General features: G+C 74.2%; 17 protein-coding genes. 6 read left to right on the top strand and 11 right to left on the bottom strand.

Annotated features, from left to right (window positions below):
* Positions 1-28 precede the first annotated feature (28 nt).
* From B446_RS36445 to B446_RS13465, 3 genes are all read left to right on the top strand, one after another.
* Entirely contained in the window at positions 29-1261 is a 1233-nt protein-coding gene (locus tag B446_RS36445; RefSeq protein ID WP_020939996.1) for a ComEA family DNA-binding protein, read from the top strand.
* The gene (locus B446_RS13470) at positions 1258-4044 is read left to right on the top strand and encodes a ComEC/Rec2 family competence protein (protein ID WP_020939995.1); all 2787 of its coding nucleotides are present in this window, start codon (positions 1258-1260) and stop codon (positions 4042-4044) included. Before B446_RS36445 ends, B446_RS13470 begins: the two co-directional genes overlap by 4 nt.
* Positions 4045-4155: 111 nt before the next feature.
* Positions 4156-5013, top strand: a complete 858-nt coding sequence (locus B446_RS13465) for an arylamine N-acetyltransferase family protein (RefSeq protein WP_020939994.1) — start codon at positions 4156-4158, stop codon at positions 5011-5013.
* Positions 5014-5069: 56 nt separating this feature from the next.
* Here B446_RS13465 and B446_RS13460 read toward each other — a convergent pair whose 3' ends face one another.
* From B446_RS13460 to B446_RS13435, 6 genes are all read right to left on the bottom strand, one after another.
* Positions 5070-5264, bottom strand: a complete 195-nt coding sequence (locus B446_RS13460; RefSeq protein ID WP_020939993.1) for an acyl-CoA carboxylase epsilon subunit — start codon at positions 5262-5264, stop codon at positions 5070-5072.
* Between the two features lie 34 nt (positions 5265-5298).
* Positions 5299-6861, bottom strand: coding sequence for an acyl-CoA carboxylase subunit beta (locus B446_RS13455; RefSeq protein ID WP_020939992.1), 1563 nt, complete (start codon positions 6859-6861; stop codon positions 5299-5301).
* A gap of 49 nt (positions 6862-6910) precedes the next feature.
* Complete coding sequence (locus tag B446_RS13450; protein WP_020939991.1) at positions 6911-7888, bottom strand: Gfo/Idh/MocA family protein; 978 nt, start codon at positions 7886-7888, stop codon at positions 6911-6913.
* On the bottom strand, positions 7881-9374 hold the full coding sequence (locus tag B446_RS13445) for an NDP-hexose 2,3-dehydratase family protein (RefSeq protein ID WP_020939990.1): 1494 nt from the start codon (positions 9372-9374) through the stop codon (positions 7881-7883). The genes B446_RS13450 and B446_RS13445 overlap by 8 nt, the downstream gene beginning before the upstream one ends.
* 79 nt (positions 9375-9453) lie before the next feature.
* Entirely contained in the window at positions 9454-10755 is a 1302-nt protein-coding gene (gene rfbH, locus B446_RS13440; protein WP_020939989.1) for a lipopolysaccharide biosynthesis protein RfbH, read from the bottom strand.
* A gap of 38 nt (positions 10756-10793) precedes the next feature.
* Positions 10794-11741, bottom strand: coding sequence for an NAD-dependent epimerase/dehydratase family protein (locus B446_RS13435; protein ID WP_158506753.1), 948 nt, complete (start codon positions 11739-11741; stop codon positions 10794-10796).
* Between the two features lie 122 nt (positions 11742-11863).
* Here B446_RS13435 and B446_RS13430 point away from each other — a divergent pair, with 122 nt between their 5' ends.
* Positions 11864-12478 (top strand): dTDP-4-dehydrorhamnose 3,5-epimerase family protein, encoded by a 615-nt coding sequence (locus B446_RS13430; RefSeq protein WP_043475523.1) that lies wholly within the window; start codon positions 11864-11866, stop codon positions 12476-12478.
* Positions 12479-12571: 93 nt separating this feature from the next.
* Here B446_RS13430 and B446_RS13425 read toward each other — a convergent pair whose 3' ends face one another.
* Genes B446_RS13425 through B446_RS13405 form a run of 5 tightly spaced genes read right to left on the bottom strand, consistent with a single transcriptional unit; the run spans position 12572 to position 17902 of the window.
* Positions 12572-14116: an FAD-dependent oxidoreductase gene (locus B446_RS13425; protein WP_020939986.1), complete on the bottom strand. Its 1545-nt coding sequence runs from the start codon at positions 14114-14116 to the stop codon at positions 12572-12574.
* Positions 14113-15105, bottom strand: a complete 993-nt coding sequence (gene rfbB / locus B446_RS13420) for a dTDP-glucose 4,6-dehydratase (RefSeq protein WP_020939985.1) — start codon at positions 15103-15105, stop codon at positions 14113-14115. Before rfbB ends, B446_RS13425 begins: the two co-directional genes overlap by 4 nt.
* Positions 15102-16169, bottom strand: coding sequence for a glucose-1-phosphate thymidylyltransferase (locus B446_RS13415; RefSeq protein ID WP_043475520.1), 1068 nt, complete (start codon positions 16167-16169; stop codon positions 15102-15104). The genes rfbB and B446_RS13415 overlap by 4 nt, the downstream gene beginning before the upstream one ends.
* 39 nt (positions 16170-16208) lie before the next feature.
* Positions 16209-16745: an NADPH-dependent FMN reductase gene (gene ssuE, locus B446_RS13410; RefSeq protein WP_020939983.1), complete on the bottom strand. Its 537-nt coding sequence runs from the start codon at positions 16743-16745 to the stop codon at positions 16209-16211.
* A gap of 17 nt (positions 16746-16762) precedes the next feature.
* On the bottom strand, positions 16763-17902 hold the full coding sequence (locus B446_RS13405) for a MupA/Atu3671 family FMN-dependent luciferase-like monooxygenase (RefSeq protein ID WP_020939982.1): 1140 nt from the start codon (positions 17900-17902) through the stop codon (positions 16763-16765).
* Between the two features lie 223 nt (positions 17903-18125).
* On the opposite strand from B446_RS13405, the gene B446_RS13400 reads away from it, so the two are divergent.
* Together B446_RS13400 and B446_RS13395 are read left to right on the top strand one after the other, a co-directional pair.
* Positions 18126-19670 carry an AMP-binding protein gene (locus tag B446_RS13400; protein ID WP_020939981.1) on the top strand — a complete coding sequence of 515 codons (1545 nt, stop codon included), beginning with the start codon at positions 18126-18128 and terminating at the stop codon, positions 19668-19670.
* Positions 19667-19927: a phosphopantetheine-binding protein gene (locus B446_RS13395; protein ID WP_020939980.1), complete on the top strand. Its 261-nt coding sequence runs from the start codon at positions 19667-19669 to the stop codon at positions 19925-19927. Before B446_RS13400 ends, B446_RS13395 begins: the two co-directional genes overlap by 4 nt.
* Positions 19928-20022 lie beyond the last annotated feature (95 nt).

Here is a 20022-nt window from a genome sequence, read left to right as displayed (position 1 = left end):
GATCGGCGGGATGCCCCATCCTCGTCGCATGGCACTTCGATCACGCTCCCGCACCGCCCTCCCGACCAGCGGACCCGGCCGCGGCCCGGCCTCCGACGGCCGCTTCCGCCGCCGCCCGCCCGACCGCCACCGCGCCCGGCACCGCGGCCCCGCCCCGGCGGACGAACTGCGCCGCCGAGCGGAACTCCTCTTCGGCGAACGCACCGAACGCACCGTGGAATGGGGGGAGTCGGGCAAGGCGCCACCGGACGCACCATCGGTCAGGCGGTCGGAGGCGCCACCGGACGGGCGGACGGCCGTGGGTGTGGCGACCGTGGCAGGGACCGGCACCGTGAGGGGGTTCGGGGCTGTGCCGCGCCCGGTGGCCTGGACGCGGGCGAGGGCCGCCGGAGAGATGACTCCCGGACCGGACGCGACAACGGCCTTGGCGGCGACGCCCGGTCGGCTCCGGGCCGGGTCGCACCCGGAGGAGGACCACCCGGAGGAGGACCAGCCGGAGGCGGCCGACCCCCTCGGGCCCGTGCCGAGCCTGCGCGACCGGGCCGGGCTCGCCCTGCGCGAGCGGCTGCCGGTGTGGGTGCAGGCGCGCTGCGGGATGGAACGGCGGGGCGTGGTCGCGCTCGCCGTGGTGCTCATGGTGGCGGCCGTGCTCGCCGTCCAGCACTTCTGGACCGGCCGGACGCAGACCGTGAGCGCTCCCCAAGTGGTGCGGGCGCAGACACCGTTCACCGAACGGGAGGCGGCCGGGGACGGGGGCGGAGGTGCGGGCGCCACGACCGCCCGGGCGCCGGGTGCTTCGGCCACGCCGGGCGGGGAGATCGTCGTCGACGTGGGCGGCAAGGTCCGCAGGCCCGGCATCCGGCGGCTGCCGTCCGGCTCGCGGGTGGCCGACGCGCTGCGGGCGGCGGGCGGAGTACGGCCGGGCGTGAGCACCGACGGCCTCAACCGGGCCCGCTTCCTGGTGGACGGCGAGCAGGTCCTGGTCGGTGCCACCGCAGGGGCGGCGGCCCCGCCGGGGCCGGGCGGCGGCGCGGGCTCCGGCTCAGGACCGGCGGGCCCGGCCCCCGCGGCCCCGGTCTCCCTCAACACGGCGACCGCCGAGCAGCTCGACACCCTGCCCGGGGTCGGCCCCGTGCTGGCCCAGCACATCATCGACTACCGCACCCGCCACGGCGGCTTCCGCTCGGTGGACGAACTGCGGCAGGTCAACGGCATCGGCGCCCGTCGCTACGGCGATCTGCGGACCATGGTGCGGCCATGAGCACCGCCCCCGGGCACAGCGCACCCGCCGCGGCCGCGGCCGACCTGCGCCTGGTGCCTCCCGCGCTGGCCGCCTGGGCGACGGCCGCCCTGGTCGTCGACGCCCCACCGCACTGGAGCGCGACAGTCGCGGTCGTCAGCCTGATCACCGGTGTCGTTCTGCTGGGGGTCCGCCGGTGGGGCGGGCCGGCCCGGACGCCCTCCCGGTCCGGCTGGGTCCGGGCTCCGCTCGCCGCCGTGCTGCTGTGCGTGGCGGCGGCGGCCGCATCGGCCGGGCTGCACGGCGCGGACCTGCGGCGCGGGCCGGTGCCGGAGGCGGCGCGGCGGTTCGCGACCATGACCGCCGAGGTCGAGCTGACCGGTGACCCCTGGCCGAGCCGGCCCCGGGTGCGCGGCGACCACGCGGCGCCGGTGGCGGTCCTGGCCCGGGCGGAGGTGCGCCGCGTGGAGAAGGTGGAGGAGGCGGAGGGGAGGGCGGGGAGGGAGGGAAGGGACGGAGCGGCGGTCGGGACACGCACCCCCGTCCTGCTGGTCATCGACGCGGACGTCCCGGCACCCCGGGCACCCGCCACCGGAGCGCCGCCCGGCACTCCGGCGGCGGCACCCGACGCGATGGCCGCCCCCCGAGCGACGGTGGCCCCGGACGTGGCCGGCGCCCCGGACGTGGCCGGCGCCCCGGACGTGGCCGGCGCCCCGGACGTAGCCGGCCCCCCGAACGTGGCCGTCGCCCCCGACGAGCCCGTCGCCCCCGGCGAGCCCGGCGTACCGGCCGCGGCCGGTGCCGCGCGCCGTGCCTGGCTCGGGCTGCTGCCCACCACCCGGTTGCGGGTCGTCGCCCGGCTGGCGCCCGCTCTGAGCGGCGGCGACCGGAGCGCGGCCGTGCTGCGGGTGCGCGCGGAGCCCCGGCCCGAGGTGGTCGCGGGACCGAGCGGGCCGCAGCGGCTGGCCGGCGCGCTCAGAGCCGGGCTGCGGGACGCCACCGAGGGGCTGCCGGCGGACGCCCGGGCGCTGCTCCCGGGACTGGTCGTCGGCGACACCTCGCGGATCACACCCGAGCTGGACGAGGCGTTCAAGGAGACGGACCTCGCGCACACCCTCGCCGTGTCCGGCAGCAACCTCACCATCCTGCTCGCCCTGCTCGTCGGGCCGCCCGGTCTCGCCCAGCGCGCCGAGCGCCGCGGCCTCGCCCCGCGCCTGGGACTGCCGCTGCGGACCACCGCGCTCGTGGCCGGTGCCCTCACCCTCGCGTTCGTCGTCCTCTGCCGGCCCGACCCGAGCGTGCTGCGGGCCGCGGCCTGCGGCTCCGTGGCCCTGCTCGCCCTGGCGACCGGGCGGCGCGGATCGCTCGTCCCGGCGCTGGCCGCGGCCGTGCTCCTGCTGGTGCTCCACGACCCCTGGCTGGCCCGCGGTTACGGCTTCCTGCTCTCCGTGCTGGCCACCGGCGCGCTGCTCCTGACGGCACCGGGCTGGAGCGAGGCGCTGCGGCGGCGCGGGGTGCCCGCACGGCTCGCCGAGGCGCTGGCCGCGGCCGCCGCCGCGCAGGCCGTGTGCGCACCGGTCGTGGCGGTGCTGTCGGCACGCGTGAGCCTGGTGGCGGTGCCGTGCAACCTGCTGGCGGAAGTGGCCGTGGCGCCCGCCACGGTGCTGGGGTTCGCGGCGCTGGCCACGGCACCGGTGGCGATGCCGGTGGCCAAGGGGCTGGCCTGGTGCGCCGGCTGGCCGGCCGGCTGGATCGTGCGGGTGGCCCGGACCGGGGCCGCGTTGCCGGGCGGGGGAGTGGACTGGCCGGGGAACTGGGCCGGGGCCCTGCTCCTCGCCGCGCTCACCGGGGCCGTCGTCCTGGCCGGCCGGCGGCTGTCGCGGCACCCCTGGTGGTGCGGCGCGCTGGGGGTGCTGCTCCTGCTGGTGGTGGTGCGGCCGGCGCCGCTGGCCCGGGTGGTCACCGGCTGGCCGCCGCCGGGCTGGCGGTACGCGATGTGCGACGTCGGACAGGGCGACGCGACCGTGCTGGCGGCCGGTGACGGGGCCGGGGTGGTCGTGGACACCGGTCCCGACCCCGGACGGGTCGACCGCTGTCTGCGGAAGCTGGGCGTCACCCGTGTCCCCCTGGTCGTCCTGACCCACTTCCACGCCGACCACGTCGCGGGGCTGCCCGGTGTCCTGCGCGGCCGCTCGGTGGCCGCGATCGAGACGACGGACTTCGAGGAACCGGCCGACCAGGTCGCGTTCGTCCGGCAGGAGGCGGCAGAGCGGCACATCCCGCTCACCCGGGCCGCGGCGGGGGAGGAGCGGCGCGCCGGACCGGTGACCTGGCGGGTGCTGTGGCCGCCGGCCGCTCCCGCGCCGGGGCAGGTCCCGGCGGTGGAACCGGACGGACCGAACGACGCCAGCGTGGCCCTGCTGGTGCGGACCGGCGGACTGCGGCTGCTGCTGCTCGGGGACCTCGAACCACCGTCCCAGCAGGCCCTGGCACACTCACCGGCCGCGGCCGGGCTGGCGGGGGTGGACGTGCTGAAGGTGGCCCACCACGGCTCCGCCTACCAGGACCCGGACCTGATACGGCTGGCCGCTCCCCGGGTGGCGCTCATTTCTTGCGGCGCGGACAACCCCTACGGGCACCCGGCACCGGCGACCGTGGCCGCGCTGCGGGCGGGCGGGGCGACGGTCCTGCGCACCGACCGGGACGGAGCGCTCGCGGTCGGCGGCGGAGGAGGCGGGGACGGACGCGGCGGCGGCAGCGGTGAGGCGGCCCGGGAGGTGCGGGTGACGAGAGACCGCTCGTGAGCCCGCGGCCGGCCCCGAGCCCGCGGCCGGCCCCGAGCCCGGGGCCGCACCCGGGACCACCCAGTGCCACGAGTGCCACCGACGCGCCGAGCGTTCGCCGAGACTGGGAGCATGAACTCAGCACAGGCAGACGCCTATCTCCGCCGGCTCGGTGCCACCCGCCCGCAGCGCCCCACCACCGAGCCCCTGCGCGACCTGCACCTGCGCCATCTGCTGACCGTGCCCTTCGAGAACCTGTCCATCCACCTCGGAGAGGAGATCGTGCTGGAGGAAAAGCGGCTGCTGGACAAGGTGGTCGAGGGGCGGCGGGGCGGTTTCTGCTACGAACTCAACGGCGCGTTCGGGGCGTTGCTGACCTCCCTCGGCTACGAGGTCCGGCTGCTCGCGGCGCGGGTCCACGGGGACGGAGGGCGGCTCGGCATCCCCTACGACCACCTCGCGCTGCGGGTGCGGACGGCGGACGGCGGTGACTGGCTGGCCGACGTCGGGTTCGGGGCGCACAGTCACTGGCCGCTGGCCTTCGCGGAGCGCGGGGAGCAGCCGGACCCCGGCGGGGTGTTCCGGGTGGCGCAGGCCGGTCCCGACGACGCCGGGGTGGTCGGCGGCGGGGAGGGGGACCCGGCCGACGGCGCGGACCTGGACGTCGAGCGGGACGGCAGGCCGCAGTACCGGCTGGAGACGCGGCCGCGCGCTCTCGGGGACTTCGCGGCGGGCGCCTGGTGGCACAGCACCTCGCCGCGGTCCCACTTCACCCGCTCGCTGGTCTGCTCGCGGGTGACGGAGGACGGCGGGCGGATCACCCTCGCCGGGCGGACGCTGACGACGACGGCGCCCGGCGGCCGGAAGGAGGCGCGGGAGCTGGGCACGGACGAGGAGGTGCTCACGGTGTACCGGGACCGGTTCGGGATCGAGCTCGACGGGGTCCCGGCCGTGCGGAGCCGCGATCAGGCCGGGGCGCGGACCACGTGAGCCCGGCCGGTCCGGCACGCGGCCCGGGAGGGCCCGTGCCGGACCGGCCGGACGGGTCAGGCGGCTTCCCGCCAGCTGGTCGGATGGGTGTAGGCCGGGCGGCGCCAGGCCGCGAGCGGCGTGACCGGGGCGGGCATCGGCTCGGGGGAGTTCAGGGCGAGGAGGACGACGGCGAGGGCGGCGAGTTCGGACTCGTCGGCGGTGCCGCGGACCACGCGGAACAGTGGTTCGCCGGACGGGGTGGGTGACATACGGTCTCCTTCGCGAGGGGCTGCGGGGTGTGCCTCACTGAGGCTGGTTGCCGTGCTTGCGGGCGGGCAGGTCGGCGTGTTTGGTGCGGAGCATCGCCAGGGCGGAGGAGAGCACCGCACGGGTCTCGGCGGGGTCGACGACGTCGTCGACCAGACCGCGTTCGGCCGCGTAGTACGGGTGCATCAGCTCCGAGCGGTACTCCTTGATCTTCTGTTCGCGGACCGCTTCCGGGGTGGCCGAGGCGGCGATGTCGCGGCGGAAGATCACGTTGGCCGCGCCCTCCGCGCCCATGACCGCGATCTCGTTCGTCGGCCACGCCAGCGTCAGGTCGGCGCCGATCGACTGGGAGTCCATGACGATGTAGGCACCGCCATAGGCCTTGCGCAGGATCAGCGAGATGCGGGGCACGGTCGCGTTGCAGTAGGCGTAGAGGAGCTTGGCGCCGTGCCGGATGATGCCGCCGTGCTCCTGGTCCACGCCGGGGAGGAAGCCCGGGACGTCGACCAGCGTGATCAGCGGGATGTTGAAGGCGTCGCAGAACTGCACGAAGCGGGCCGCCTTCTCGCTCGCCCCGATGTCCAGCACTCCGGCGAGGGACTGGGGCTGGTTCGCGACCAGGCCGACGACATGGCCGTCGAGGCGGGCCAGTGCGCACAGCACGTTGGCCGACCACCGCTCGTGGATCTCCAGGTACTCGCCGTTGTCGACGATCTCCTCGATCACACGGCGCATGTCGTAGGGCCGGTTGCCGTCCGCCGGGACCAGGTCGAGCAGGGCCTCGGTGCGCCGTTCGGCCGGATCGCCGGTCGCTCCGACCGGAGGGGCCTCGCGGTTGTTCTGGGGCAGCAGCGAGAGGAGGTAGCGCACCTCGGCGATGCAGGTCTCCTCGTCGTCGTAGGCGAAGTGGCACACGCCGGAGGTCTCGGCGTGGACGTCGGCGCCGCCCAGGCCGTTCTGGGTGATCTCCTCGCCGGTGACGGCCTTGACGACGTCGGGGCCGGTGATGAACATCTGCGAGGTCTCGCGGACCATGAACACGAAGTCGGTCAGCGCCGGGCTGTAGGCCGCGCCGCCGGCGCACGGGCCGAGCATCACGGAGATCTGCGGGATGACACCCGAGGCCTTCGTGTTGCGCTGGAAGATGCCGCCGTAGCCGGCGAGGGCGGAGACGCCCTCCTGGATGCGGGCGCCGGCGCCGTCGTTGAGGGAGACCAGCGGGGCACCGGCCGCGATGGCCATGTCCATGATCTTGTGGATCTTGGTGGCGTGGGCCTCGCCCAGCGCGCCACCGAAGATCCGGAAGTCGTGCGCGTACACGAAGACCGTGCGGCCCTCGACCGTGCCCCAGCCGGTGATCACACCATCGGTGTACGGCTTCTTCGCCTCCAGGCCGAACCCGGTCGCCCGGTGCCGGCGCAGCTGCTCGACCTCCTGGAAGGAGCCCGGGTCCAGGAGCAGCTCGATGCGCTCCCGAGCCGTCAGCTTGCCCTTGGCGTGCTGCGCCTCGGTCGCCTTCCCGCCGGGGCCCGCCAGAGCCTGCGCACGGATCCCGTGCAGCTCGGCCACCCTCGCGGCGGTGGTCGCCGTCGTACTCATCGTTCCTCCGTCCCTCCTGGGTCCGCCTGGGCCGAGGCCGCGAACCAGGTCATTGCCGTGCCGCCCGCGTCCGTACCGCGTCCAGGAGCGTGGCCTGTTCCAGGCACTCCGCCGCGGCGGCGTCGCCGACCCCGCCGGAGCGGGCGGCCTCGACGAACGCCCGCACGGTCGCGGCCACCTGGTCGTGCGGCGCGAGGGACAGCTCGCGCGATCCGGCGCCGTCCGTCACCCACACCGTCGGGCTGTGGCCGGCGGGCGGGGTGAACGCGCTCTCGACGCGGATCCGGCCTTCGCTGCCCCAGAGTTCGTACGCCGACCGGTACGCGTGCTCCATGCCGAAGGCGAGCTGTCCGAGCACGCCCTTCGGGGTCCGCACGAGGACCGCGCCGGACGTCTCCACCGCCGAGCCGGCCGAGTGCTCCAGGGCCGCACCGACCACGTCGAGGCCGGAGCCGAGGAAGTGCAGGGCCGCCCGGACCGGGTAGTAGCCGATGTCGAGCAGGGCGCCGCCGCCGAGTTCGGGCCGGTGGCGGATGTTGCCGGCCGGCAGCGGCGGAACGGCGAACACCGCGCTGAACGCGCGCAGTTCGCCGATCGTCCCGGCGGCGACGAGTTCGCGCACCACCGCGTGCTGCGGATGGTGGACGAACATGACGTTCTCCATCAGGGCCAGCCCCGCCGCGCGGGCCAGCCCGAGGAGTTCGGCGGTGGTGTGCGCGTGCGCGGTGAGCGGCTTCTCCGCGAGGACGTGCTTGCCCGCGGCGAGCGCGCGGCGCGCCCACTCGGCGTGCAGGGAGACGGGCAGCGGGACGTAGACGGCGTCCACGTCGGGCCGGTCCAGGACCGCCTCGTACGACGTGACCGCCGCGCAGCCGTAGGGGCCCGCCACCTCCCGCGCCCGCTCGCCGCTCCGGCTCGCCACGGCGGTCAGCTCCACGTCCGGATCCGCCGAGAGGGCGGGCAGGACACGGCGGCGGGCGATGTCCGCGGTGCCGAGGACGGCGACGCGCAGCGGACGTTCAGTCATGTGATCGGGTTCCCAGGGAGTCGGGTCCGGCGGCGTCCGTGGTCGGGGACATCGCGTTCAGGCAGGCGAGCAGGGTCCTGGCCTGCACGTTGACGTAGTGGCCGTGCTTGACCAGTTCGGAGAGCTGGCCGACCGTCACCCACTGGTAGCCGGCGGGCGGCAGCATCGGCGCCTCGGACTCGTCCGCCTCGATGACCAGGTAGCGGTTCTCGGCGTAGAGGAAGCGGCCGCCCTCCTCGGAGTGGACGGCGTCGTAGCGGATGCGGTCCGGGGCGGCGGAGAGCACCAGGTCGAGGAAGGGCGGCCGGACCGGGATCCCCGCGAAGTTGTCCGGCGAGGCCTGCACGGTCGGCGCGAGCTCCACGGTGTCGAGGAAGCCGCCCTCGACCTTCGCGTTGGCCAGGACGTGCAGGACGCCGCCGAAGGAGCGGGTGAGGAAGGCCGCGATGCCCCGGCTGGACGGCTCGATCAGCGGCTGGGTCCAGCTGGTGACCTCGCGGTTGCCGGCCTGCACCTCGACGGCGACGACGTCGAACCAGCGGCCGTCGTCCTTGCCGATCCGGGCCTCGTCGCGGGTCCAGCCGGGCACCTCCGCGAGCGGGATGCGCTCGGCCCGGACGTCGTAGCGGGAACGCTCGGAGGTGAACCAGGACAGCAGGTCCACGTCGGTGAGCAGCGCGCCGGCCTGCGGGTCGCGGGAGCGGGCGAGGGCGTGCGCGAAGCCGTCCCCGGCGGGCGGCTCGGGACGGTACGCCGGCAGGCAGGCCAGCACCGTCCGCGAGTCCATGTTGACCAGGTTGTCGTGGTGCAGCAGCTCGTTGAGCTGGCCGAGGGTGAGCCAGCAGAAGTCCTCGTCGAGCGGGACGTCGCCGTCCACCTCGACGATCATGTTGCGGTTGCTCTTGTGGAAGAACCACGAGCCGTGCTCGGACTGCAGCACGTCGGCGAGGACCCGGCCGCGCTCGGGACCGGTGAAGTACTGGATGTACTTGACGTCCGTGCCCTTGTGGACCTTGGTGTAGTTGCTGCGGGTGGCCTGCACGGTGGGGGAGAGCTGGAGCAGGTTGCGGTTGCCCGGCTCCATCTTGGCCTGCATCAGGAAGTGCAGGACGCCGTCGAACTCCTTGACCAGGATGCCCAGGATGCCGACCTCGGGCTGCTTGATGATCGGCTGGTACCACTCCCGGTGCGGGCCGTCGTCGGCGGTGACGTGCAGGCCCTCGACGCTGAAGAAGCGGCCGCTCGCGTGCACCAGGTTGCCGGTGTCCGGCTCGAAGGACCAGCCGCGCAGCTTCGAGAAGGGGATGCGCTCGACGCTGAAGCGGCCCGCCTTCCCGCGGCCGGCGAACCAGTCGTGGAAGGCGCCGGTGGTCATGCGTCCCGCCGTGGCCGCCGCGGACGCCGCTATCCGGTCGGCCACCGAGGCCGGCTCGCGAGGCTGGACCACGGACGGCGGGCGCGTCAACTCCATGAGTATCGACGACATGGGGTCTCTCCTTGTCAAGGACGTGAGGGGCTGTGCAACGCGGAGGAGCGGCGGGTGCGGGAGCGGACGGCTCCGGGTGTCACCGGCCGGCGAGGAACTCACGGACGGACGCGACCATGTAGTCGGTCATCTCGTCGGTGAGGCCGGGATAGACGCCGATCCAGAAGGTCTGCTCGGTGATGATGTCCGAGTTGGTGAGGTCGCCGACCACCCGGTGCGGCACGTCCTGGTAGGCGGGCTGCCGGGTGAGGTTGCCCGCGAACAGGTTGCGGGTGCCGATCTTGCGGGCCTCCAGGAAGTCCACCAGCTCCTTGCGGGTGAACGGCGCGTCGGGGGCGACCGTGATCACGAACCCGAACCAGCTGGGCTCGCTGTTCAGCGTGGCCTCCGGCAGGATCAGGTGCGGGGCGCCGTCCAGGCCCTCGCGCAGCCGGCTCCAGTTGTGACGGCGGGCGGCGGTGAACGCGTCGACCTTGGCCAGCTGGGTCAGCCCGAGTGCGGCCTGCAGGTCGGTGGCCTTCAGGTTGTAGCCCACGTGCGAGTAGATGTACTTGTGGTCGTACCCGGCCGGCAGGCTGCCCAGCTGGTACTCGAACCGCTTGAAGCAGCGGTTGTTCTCGCCGGGCTCGCACCAGCAGTCGCGGCCCCAGTCCCGCATCGACTCGACGATCCGGGCGAGCGCGAGGTTCGAGGTGAGCACGCAGCCGCCCTCGCCCATGGTGAGGTGGTGCGCCGGGTAGAAGCTGACGGTCGTCAGGTCACCGAAGGTGCCGGTGAGCCGGCCGTCGTGCAGGGAGCCGACGGCGTCGCAGTTGTCCTCGATGAGGAAGAGGCCGTTCTCCTCGGCGATGCGCGCGACGTCGGCGACCTCGAAGGGGTTGCCGAGCGCGTGCGCGATCATGATGGCGCGGGTCTTCGGGCCGACCGCGGCCTTGATGCGCTCGGCCGTGGTGTTGTACGTCTTCAGCTCGACGTCGACGAAGACGGGCACGAGGCCGTTCTGGATGATCGGGTTGACGGTCGTGGGGAAGCCGGCGGCGACCGTGACGACCTCGTCGCCGGGCCGGAGCCGGCGGTCCTCCAGATGCGGTGAGGTGAGGGCCGACAGGGCGAGCAGGTTCGCCGACGAGCCGGAGTTCACCAGATGCGCCTTGCGGTGCTTCATGTAGCGGGCGAAGCGCGACTCGAACCGGCGGGAGTGGGTGCCGGCCGCGATCTTCATGTCGAGGGCCGCCTCCACGAGGGCGGCCCGGTCCTCGGGGCCGAGCACCGCGCCGGACGGCCAGATCTCGTCGACGCCGGGACGGAAGACCTGCGACGACTCCTTCTCCAGGTGGTAGTCGCGCACCTGACTCAGTATCCGTGCCTTCGTGTCACTCATCTTGGTCCTGCCTCCCTGGAGAGTCCGGCACGTGGCCGTCAGCGGTGGGCCGATGCGGACATCGTGGGCGCCGCTGCTCGAACGGCACTGGACAACAGGTCGTGCAGCGACTCGTCGAGGCCGGTGCGGGGCTGCCAGCCGAGCAGGGTGCGGGCGAGGGTGACGTCCATGCGCTGCCACTCGGCCTCCGGGGGCCGGCCGCCCGCGACGGGAGCCTCCACGATCCGGACGCCGCGACCGTCCGCCGAGGCCATGCGGCCGACCAGGTCACGCACCGATACCGCCGCGCCGCCGCCGATGTTGACGACCCGTCCGGTCGCCCCGGAGGCCGCGGCGCGCACCACCGCGTCGGCGACGTCCCGCACGTCCACGAAGTCCCGGTGGGCGAGCAGCGGCGCGAGCCGCAGGGGCTCGGCGGACCCGGACGCCAGGTGCGCGGCGACCATGCCCAGCAGGCTGAGCGGGGAGGTACCGGGGCCCGACACGTTCGACACGCGCAGGACGAGCCCGTCGGCGCCGGAGTCGAGCAGGGCCCGCGCCCCGGCCAGTTTCGACCGGCCGTAGGGGGTGACGGGCGCCGTCGGGGTGGTCTCGGTGATCGCGGTGCGCGACACCGGACCGTACTCGTGCACCGAGCCCAGCTGGATCAGCCGAGGCGGCCCGGCCTCCACCAGGCGCCGCACCAGGTCCCGGTTGCCCAGGTCCATCTCGTCCTCGGTGACGCCCCAGACCGCGCCGGCCGCGTTCACGACCACGTCGGCGTGGTGGCGCCGGACCAGCTCCGCGATACGGGCGGGTTCGGCCCGCACCAGGTCGAGCTCGTGGATCTCGTACGGGAGGGCCGCGGACCGGGCCGTACGGGCCACGCCCGCCACCCGCCAGCCCGCCGCCGCGAAGGCGCGGCACACGTGCCCGCCCACGAACCCCGAGGCGCCCAGCACCAGTACCGCGCGCCCGTCCTGTGACCGTCGATCGATCGCCGACACCGTCCCCGCCTTCCCAGTCGTCAGTGGAGGGCGGCACTGTGGCGGGTCCCGCTAGGGCACGGCTGGACCCGTCGCCCCCGGCGCCACCGAGAATCGAGTAGGGGCCCCTACCGTGCCGCGGCATGAGGATCGAAGAGACCGCTGTGCCGGACGCGTACCGCATCATGCCGAGGCTGCTGCCGGACCCGCGCGGCAGCTTCCACGAGTCCTACCGGTACGACCGGCTCGAAGCCGAGACCGGACACTCCTTCCTGCCCCGGCAGGTCAACTACTCGGCGTCGGCCCGCAACACGATCCGCGGGCTGCACGGCGTGGCCATCCCGCCGGGGCAGGCCAAGCTGGTCAGCTGCGTGCGCGGGGTGCTGCTCGACGTGGTGGTCGACGTGCGGGTGGGCTCGCCCACCTTCGGGACGTACGACTGCACCGTGCTGGACGCCCGCAGCGGGCGGGCGGTGTTCGTGGCGGAGGGCCTGGCGCACGGCTTCGTCGCGCTCACCGACGACACCTGCATCAGCTACCTCTGCTCCACGGAGTACGTGCCGGGCACGCAGCTCGACCTGCGGGCGCTCGACCCGGAGCTGGGCCTGCCGTGGGCCAAGTGGCTCACCGGGGAGCCGCTGCTCTCGGAGAAGGACGCGAACGCGGTGACCGTCGCCGAGGCCGCGGCGCTCGGCATGCTGCCGTCGTACGAGCAGTGCCTGGAGCTGTACGGGAAGCGGGGACGGCGGGCCGCGTAGGGCGCCGTGCGCCCCGCGCGCTCCCGCATTGACCGCACAGGGCCGAGGCCCGCCCCGACGCGTCGGGGCGGGCCTCGGCCCTGTGTGCGCCGGTCAGGCGGCCCGGGTGAACGTCTCCAGCCGGATGCCCAGCGACGCCAGGGCCGCCGACGGGGACTGCCCGGCGCTCCCGCGGGCGGCCACGTAGCCGTCGGGGCGGACCAGCAGCCAGTCGCCCGCGCGCAGACCGAGGTCGGCGGCGACCGACGGGTCGGACAGGGACAGCGTGCGCGGCTGCCCCTCCGCCGCGGGGCCGTGGGTGAGCAGCAGCCATTCCGGACGGCGCAGTTCGGCCAGCACCCGCTGCCACTCCGGCGAGCCGCCGGCGCGGGCCGCGTCGACCCGGGCGAGCCGGTCGCCGGGCCGGACCGGCCGGGCGGACGGGTCTTCGAGGGTGAGGGGACCGGCGCCGTAGCCGAGGCCGAGGGCCGACATGCCGCCCATGATCTTGCGCTGGACGCGGCCCTTGAGGGGCGGGATGTTGCGCAGCACGGTGAAGGCGGTGCGCAGGAACGCGGCCGCCCTGCGGCTGCGCAGCTGGACCAGCAGGGTGGCGACCTTGGTGGTGCGCAGCAGCTCCGCCCCGACCGGCACCCGTTCGGCGCCGTAGGAGTCGAGGAGCGAGTCGCTCGCCTCGCCGCGCAGGACCGCCGCCAGCTTCCAGGAGAGGTTCACCGCGTCCTGGACCCCGGTGTTCATCCCCTGCCCGGAGGCGGGGCTGTGGACGTGCGCGGCGTCGCCCGCGAGCAGCACCCGGCCCTCGCGCATCTGCGGGATCATGCGCTGCTGGATCGTGAAGACCGAAACCCAGCCGGGCAGTTCGACCCGGGCGGGTTTCCCGGTGCCGGCGCTGATCTTCGCGGCGAAGCGGTCCGCGACCATCCGGTCGTCCCCGCCGTACGACGTCTCCGCGGTGTCGAGCAGGCGCCACTTGCCCTCGTCGGGGAACGGCACCATCATCACCGTGCCCCGAGGGGTGCGCATCCAGTGGATGCTGTCCCTCGGCAGGTCGCAGTCGACGACCGCGTCCGCGATCAGCCAGGTCTCGCTCGACTCGCCCGCCAGCTTCAGGCCGAGCTGCTTGCGGACGGTGCTGTGGCCGCCGTCGGCGCCGACCAGCCAGCCGGCGGTGACGGTCTCGGCGCGGCCGTCGGGGCCGGTGAGGTGGGCGCGGACGCCGTCCTCCCCCAGATCCTCGAAGCGGTCGAGCCGCACCCCCCACTCGACGGTGACACCGTGCCGGGCCGCCGCGTCGCGCAGCACCTCCTCGGTGATCACCTGGTCGACCATGAGCGTGAACGGGAAGCGGGTCGGCAGCCGGCTGTAGTCCGTGTCGAAGCGGATCAGCCGGCGGCCGTTCTGGTGCAGCGTGAAGTGCTCGACGCGCTGGCCACGCGGCAGCAGGTCGTCCAGGACGCCCATCTGGTCGTACGTCTCCAGGGTGCGGGCGTGCGTGGCCAGCGCCCTGCTGGTGGTGGCCGGGCCGGGCGCGGCGTCCACCAGGCGGACCCACACCCCCTGCCGGGCCAGCTCGTGGGCGGCGCTCAGCCCGACCGGGCCGGCACCGACCACGAGCACCTCGGGGGCGGTCCCCGTCATCGCCGGTCCTCCCCGGCGCCGTGCTTGACCGCCTTCCACCAGCCGGGGTTGTCCCGGTACCAGTCGACCGTGGCGGCGAGGCCCTCCTCGAAGGTGACGCGGGGCGTGTAGCCCAGCTCCTCGCGGATCTTGGACTCGTCGAGCGAGTAGCGCAGGTCGTGGCCCTTGCGGTCGGCGACCCGCACCACCCGGGACCAGTCGTTGCCCGTCAGTTCGAGCAGCCGCTCGGTGATCTGCCGGTTCGTCTGCTCGTTGCCGCCGCCCACGTTGTAGATCTCGCCGGCCCGGCCCCGGGTCAGCACCAGCTGGATCGCCCGGCAGTGGTCGTCGACGTGCAGCCACTCGCGGATGTTGGCGCCCTCGCCGTACAGCGGGACCGTCTCGCCCTCCAGCAGGTTGGTGACGAAGCGCGGGATCAGCTTCTCCGGGTGCTGGTACGGCCCGTAGTTGTTGGAGCAGCGGGTGACCGAGACGTTCAGGCCGTGGGTGCGCCAGTAGGCGCGGGCGATCAGGTCGGAGCCGGCCTTGGACGCCGCGTAGGGGGAGTTGGGCAGCAGCGGCCACTCCTCCGTCCAGGAGCCCTCGTCGATGGTGCCGTACACCTCGTCGGTGGAGACGTGCACGACCCGCTCCACGCCCGTGCGCAGGGCCGCCTCCATGACGTTCTGCGTGCCGCCCACGTTGGTGGCGACGAACTCCGCGGCCGACTCCAGCGAGCGGTCCACGTGCGACTCGGCCGCGAAGTGCACCACCGCGTCGTGGCCCGCGAACAGGTCCAGCAACGCCGGCAGGTCGCAGATGTCGCCCTCGACGAACGTCAGCCGCGGGTGGGCGGCGGGCAGGTTGTCACGGTTGCCGGCGTAGGTCAGCTTGTCGAGGACGGTGACCTCGGCGTCCTCGTAGCCCTCGTAGCCGCCGTCCAGGAGTGTGCGGACGTAGTGCGAACCGATGAAGCCCGCACCGCCGGTGACCAGGATCCTCTTGCTCATGCCGCGACCTCCACGCGGGTGTGGTCGCCGACCACCAGGCGGTGGTGGCGCTCTTCCAGTTGGGCGCCGGTGACGGCGGCGGACCGGCCCAGCAGCGAGCCGCGCAGCCCGCGCACGCCGGAGACCGAGGCGCCGTCCAGCGCGATGGAGTGGTCCAGATGGGCGTCGGTCAGGACGCAGTCCCGGCCGATCGAGGTGTACGGGCCGACGTGGCTGTCCTCCAGCAGGGTGCCCGCGCCGATCACCACCGGGCCCACCACGAACGAGCGGACGACCCGGGCCCCGGCCTCCAGGACGACGTTGCCGATCAGCACCGTGTCCTCGTCGGTCTCGCCCTCGACCCGGCGCGTCACGCCGTCCAGGAGCATCCGGTTGCACTCCAGGACGTCCTCGACCCGGCCGGTGTCCTTCCAGTAGCCGGCGTACTCCTGGGCCCGCACGGTCCGGCCGCCGGTCACCAGCCACTGGATGGCGTCGGTGATCTCCAGCTCGCCCCGGGCGCTCGGCTCGATCGAGTCGACGGCCTCGTGCACGGCCGGGGTGAAGAAGTACACGCCGATCAGCGCCAGGTTGGAGCGCGGGACCGGGGGCTTCTCCACCAGCCGCTCCACCACGCCGTCCGCGTCGACCTCCGCGACCCCGAAGGCGCGCGGGTCCTCGACCTGCGCGACCAGGACCTGGGCGGCGGGGCGCAGGGCGCGGAACTCGGCGGCCGCCTCCTCGATGCCCTCGGGCAGCATGTTGTCGCCGAGGTACATCACGAAGTCGTCGTCGCCGAGGAACCCGCGGGCCAGCTGCACGGTCTGCGCGAGACCGGCCGGGCGGTCCTGCGGGATGTACGTGATGCGCACACCCAGGCGGGAGCCGTCGCCGAGCGCGTCCGCGATCTCGGTGGCGTGGTTGCCGACGATGATGCCGATCTCGGTGACGCCGATGTCGCGGATGTTGTCCAGGACGTGCTCCAGGACCGGCTTGTTGGCGATCGGGATGAGCTGTTTGGGCATGGAGTAGCTGAACGGGCGCAGCCGGGATCCCGTTCCGCCGGCCAGCACAAGAGCCTTCATGGGGGCCTCTTCCGTGGAGTTCGGTGTGTCAGTCATGGGTCAGGCGGCCGCCGGCGCCAGACGGCGGGCGGGCCGGTGCAGGGCTTCCACGAGTTCCGCGAACCGGTCGGTGGCGGAGTCGAGCAGGTCACCCATGGCCTCGGCCCGCTCGGCGTGCACGAAGAAGCTCTCGGCGACGGCGGCCGGCTTCATCGACATCAGGACGGGGCGCAGGCCGTAGTCGAGGGCGAGTACGTGGGCGAGGGAGCCGCCGGTGGCCAGCGGCAGAACGACCTTGCCGTCCAGCGCGAACTGGGGCAGCAGGTCCAGGTAGGCCTTCAGCAGGCCGGAGTACCCGGCCTTGTACACGGGGGTCGCGAGGACCACCGCGTCGGCCTCGGCGAACCGCCGCGCGGCGGCGGCGACGCCCGGGTGAGAGGTGTCGGCGGCCAGCAGTTCGGCGGCCGGCAGGGTGCGTACGGCGAGCACGTCGACCAGGTGACCGCGTGCGCCGAGCCGTTCGGCGGCGCGGGTGAGCACCCGGTGGGTGAGCGAGACGGGCGACGGGCTGCCGGAGACGGCGAGGATCGTCGGCACGGGGGGACCTCCTGAGGTCAGCGGGCCGCCACGAGCTCGGCGGCCCGCGCGGCGTCACGGCGTACGGCGTCGAGCAGCTCCAGCGAGCCGAGCACCTGCTGCGCGTCCGGCACGAAGTCCACCAGGCAGGCGATCTCGTCGACGCCGGCGGCGCGCACCCGGCGGGCCGTCTCGGTGCACTCCTCGACCGAACCGATCAGGGAGTTGCCGGACAGGTAGCGGTTGACGCCCAGCTCGGCCAGCTTCCGCTGGGCGCGGGCCGCGGACAGCACGTCCCGGCCCGCCTTGTCGCCGCTCATCCGGCCGCCCGCCCGGACGGCGCCGGCCTCCAGGTCGATGGCGGACAGCAGGTAGTCGCGCAGGGCCCCGCCGCCGATCTCACGGGCCTGCCCGGACGTCTCGGCCACGTAGGTGTGCATCATCACGGTGACCGTGCCGGGTCCCGGGAGACCGGCCTCGGCGCGGGCCGCGCGGTACAGGGCGACCTTGTCGGCCAGCGACTCGACGTCCTGGTTCTCCAGGTGGGTGAGGATGTTGCAGCCGAGCCGGCCCGCCTGGACGAAGGTGCCCTCGCTGCGCGACGCGGTGACCCACACCGGCAGTTCCCGCTGCACCGGGCGGGGGTACAGCGGCAGCGAGACCTCGTCGCCGAGCGGGGTGGTGCCGCTCCAGCGACCGGTGCGCCAGGCCTCGCGGATGTCCGTCACGTCCTTGGCCATCTGCTCGCGCCGCGTCTCGTACTTCCCGGGCGCGATGACGAAGTCGTTGACGTTCCAGCCGGACCCCACCGAGATTCCCACCCGGCCGCCGGAGATGCCGTCCACCACGGCGAAGTCCTCGACGATCCGCGACGCCGGGTGCAGCGGGGTGACCACGCTGCCCGCCCGGATGTGGATCCGCCGGGTCGTGGCGGCGATGGCGGCCGAGGTGACGGCCGGGTTCGGGAAGGCGCCGCCGAAGCGGTGGAAATGGCGCTCGGGCGTCGACACGAAGCCGAAGCCGAGTTCGTCGGCGCGGCGCGCCGCGTCCAGCATCAGCCGGTAGGTGTCCTCGGACCGGTCGCCGACCGCGGCGAAGAAGAAGACGCCGAGGTCCAGCGGGCGACCGCCGGGTGCTGCGCCGCCGGAGCCGCCGGACTGCCGGGATTGCGCGTTCATCCTGTGCTGCCTCCTTCCCCGTCGGACGTCGTCGCGGCGGGGTCGTCGTCTTCATGGGGCTTGCTGCCGCGGTCACCATCGGACCGGCTCCTCGCAGCGGACTTGAGCGCGGGCAGGCCGCCGCGGTGCGAGAGCGGCTCCACCACAGGTCGAGCGGGGGCGGTGACGCTGGCCGGGACCGACTTCCGCTCCGACGGACCCGATCGCCCCAAGAGGTTGCCGAATGACGACTCAGACACTGGTGGCCGCCGACACCGTCGACGGCCTGCTCGCCGCGGCGGTCGCCGCCCGGCCCGACGCCCCCGCCGTGCGGGACGCCTCGGGGGCGTGGACCTACGCCGAACTCGACGCCTGGTCACGGGCGTACGCCGACTGGCTCACCGAGGACCGGGGCGTGCGCCGCGGTGACCGGGTGCTGGCCCGGGTCGGCAACGTCCGCGAGTTCACCGCCCTGCTCTTCGGCGCGCTGCGCCGCGGGATCGTCTTCGTCCCGGTCAACCCGGCGATGAAGCGCTTCCACCTGAACACCGTGGTGCCGGACTGCGACCCCGTCCTGCTGGTGGCGCAGGAGGGCGACGACGCCTCCGTCCTGCGGGAGCTGACGGACCGCCCGGTCGTGTCGCTCGCCGAGGCCCGGGCCGGCGCCGAGGAGCGGCTGCGCGCCGGCGCCCGCGCCGCCGAGGACACCGCCCCCGTGCGCCCCGACGACCTCGGTCTGCTGATCTACACCTCCGGCTCCACCTCGGCCCCCAAGGCCGTGGCGAGCCCGCACGCCCCGATCGTCTTCGCGGCCCGCGCCATCCAGGCCCGGCTGGACTACCGGGAGGACGACGTCGTCCTCGCCGCCGTGCCGCTGTCGTTCGACTACGGGCTCTACCAGATCTTCCTCTCGGTGCTCGCCGGCGCCCAGCTGGTGCTGACCGAACCCGACCGCCACGTACGGCTGCTGGGCACCCTGCACGAGCACGGTGTGACCGTCGTACCGCTCGTGCCGTCGCTCGCCGAGATGCTGCTGACCCTCTCCCGCCGCGACCGCCGGGCGGCGCCCCCGGTGCGGCTGTTCACCAACACCGGCGCGGCCCTGACCGCGCCGGTCATCGCCCGGCTGCGCGCCGCCTTCCCGCACGCCCGGGTGTCGCCGATGTTCGGCACCACCGAGTGCAAGCGGATCACCGTCCTCGAACCGGACGGCGACCTGGCCAGGCCCGGCTCGGTCGGCCGCGCCCTGGACGGCACCGAGGTGCTGGTCCTCGCCGACGACGGCACCCCGCTGCCGCCCGGCACGGTCGGCGAGATCGCCGTACGCGGCCCGCACGTCATGGCCGGCTACTGGCGCGCTCCCGAGCAGACCGCGCTGCGCTTCCGCCCCGACCCGGTCACCGGCGGGATCACCCTGCACACCGGCGACTACGGCCACCTGGACGCGGACGGCCACCTCTACTTCGAGGGCCGCCGGGACGACCTGTTCAAGCGCAAGGGCGTCCGCATGGGCACCCTCGAGATCGAGACGGCCGCCCTGGACATCCCCGGCGTCACCGCCGCCGCGGCACTCGCCCCGGCCGACGGCCACGACCTCACCCTGTACGCCGTCACGGAGCTGACCCCCGACGCCGTGCTCGCGCACCTCGGCGAGCGGCTGGAGGCCGCCAAGGTCCCCGCCGCCTGCCACCCGGTCGACGAGCTGCCCCTCACCCCGAACGGCAAGACCGACAAGCAGCGGCTGCGCCGCGAGCAGCACGCCCACGCCTCCAAGGAGCAGACATCATGACGACGATCCCGGACCACGACTTCGAGCAGCTGCTGCGCTCCGTGCTGCCGCGGCTGGCCGGCCAGGACCCGGTCGACCCGGCCCGCGACCTCAAGGAGGCCGGTCTCGACTCGATGGCGACCATCGAGCTCCTGGTCCGCCTGGAGGACACCTACGGCGTGGAGTTCCCGGAGGAGACCCTCACCGCCGCGACCTTCGCCACCCCGGCGGCCCTGTGGGGCGTGCTCCGCGCCCAGCGTGCCGCCGTCGCCCGCTGAACCGCCCGACCGGACGACGTCCCGTCTCCCGGCCTCACGGCCCGTCACATCCCGACCCGTCACATCCCAACCCCTCACACAAGGAGAAACACCAT

The sequence above is a fragment of the Streptomyces collinus Tu 365 genome, from assembly GCF_000444875.1.
In the GTDB taxonomy this organism is placed as follows: domain Bacteria; phylum Actinomycetota; class Actinomycetes; order Streptomycetales; family Streptomycetaceae; genus Streptomyces; species Streptomyces collinus_A.
This window is presented reverse-complemented; position numbering and strand designations above follow the sequence as displayed.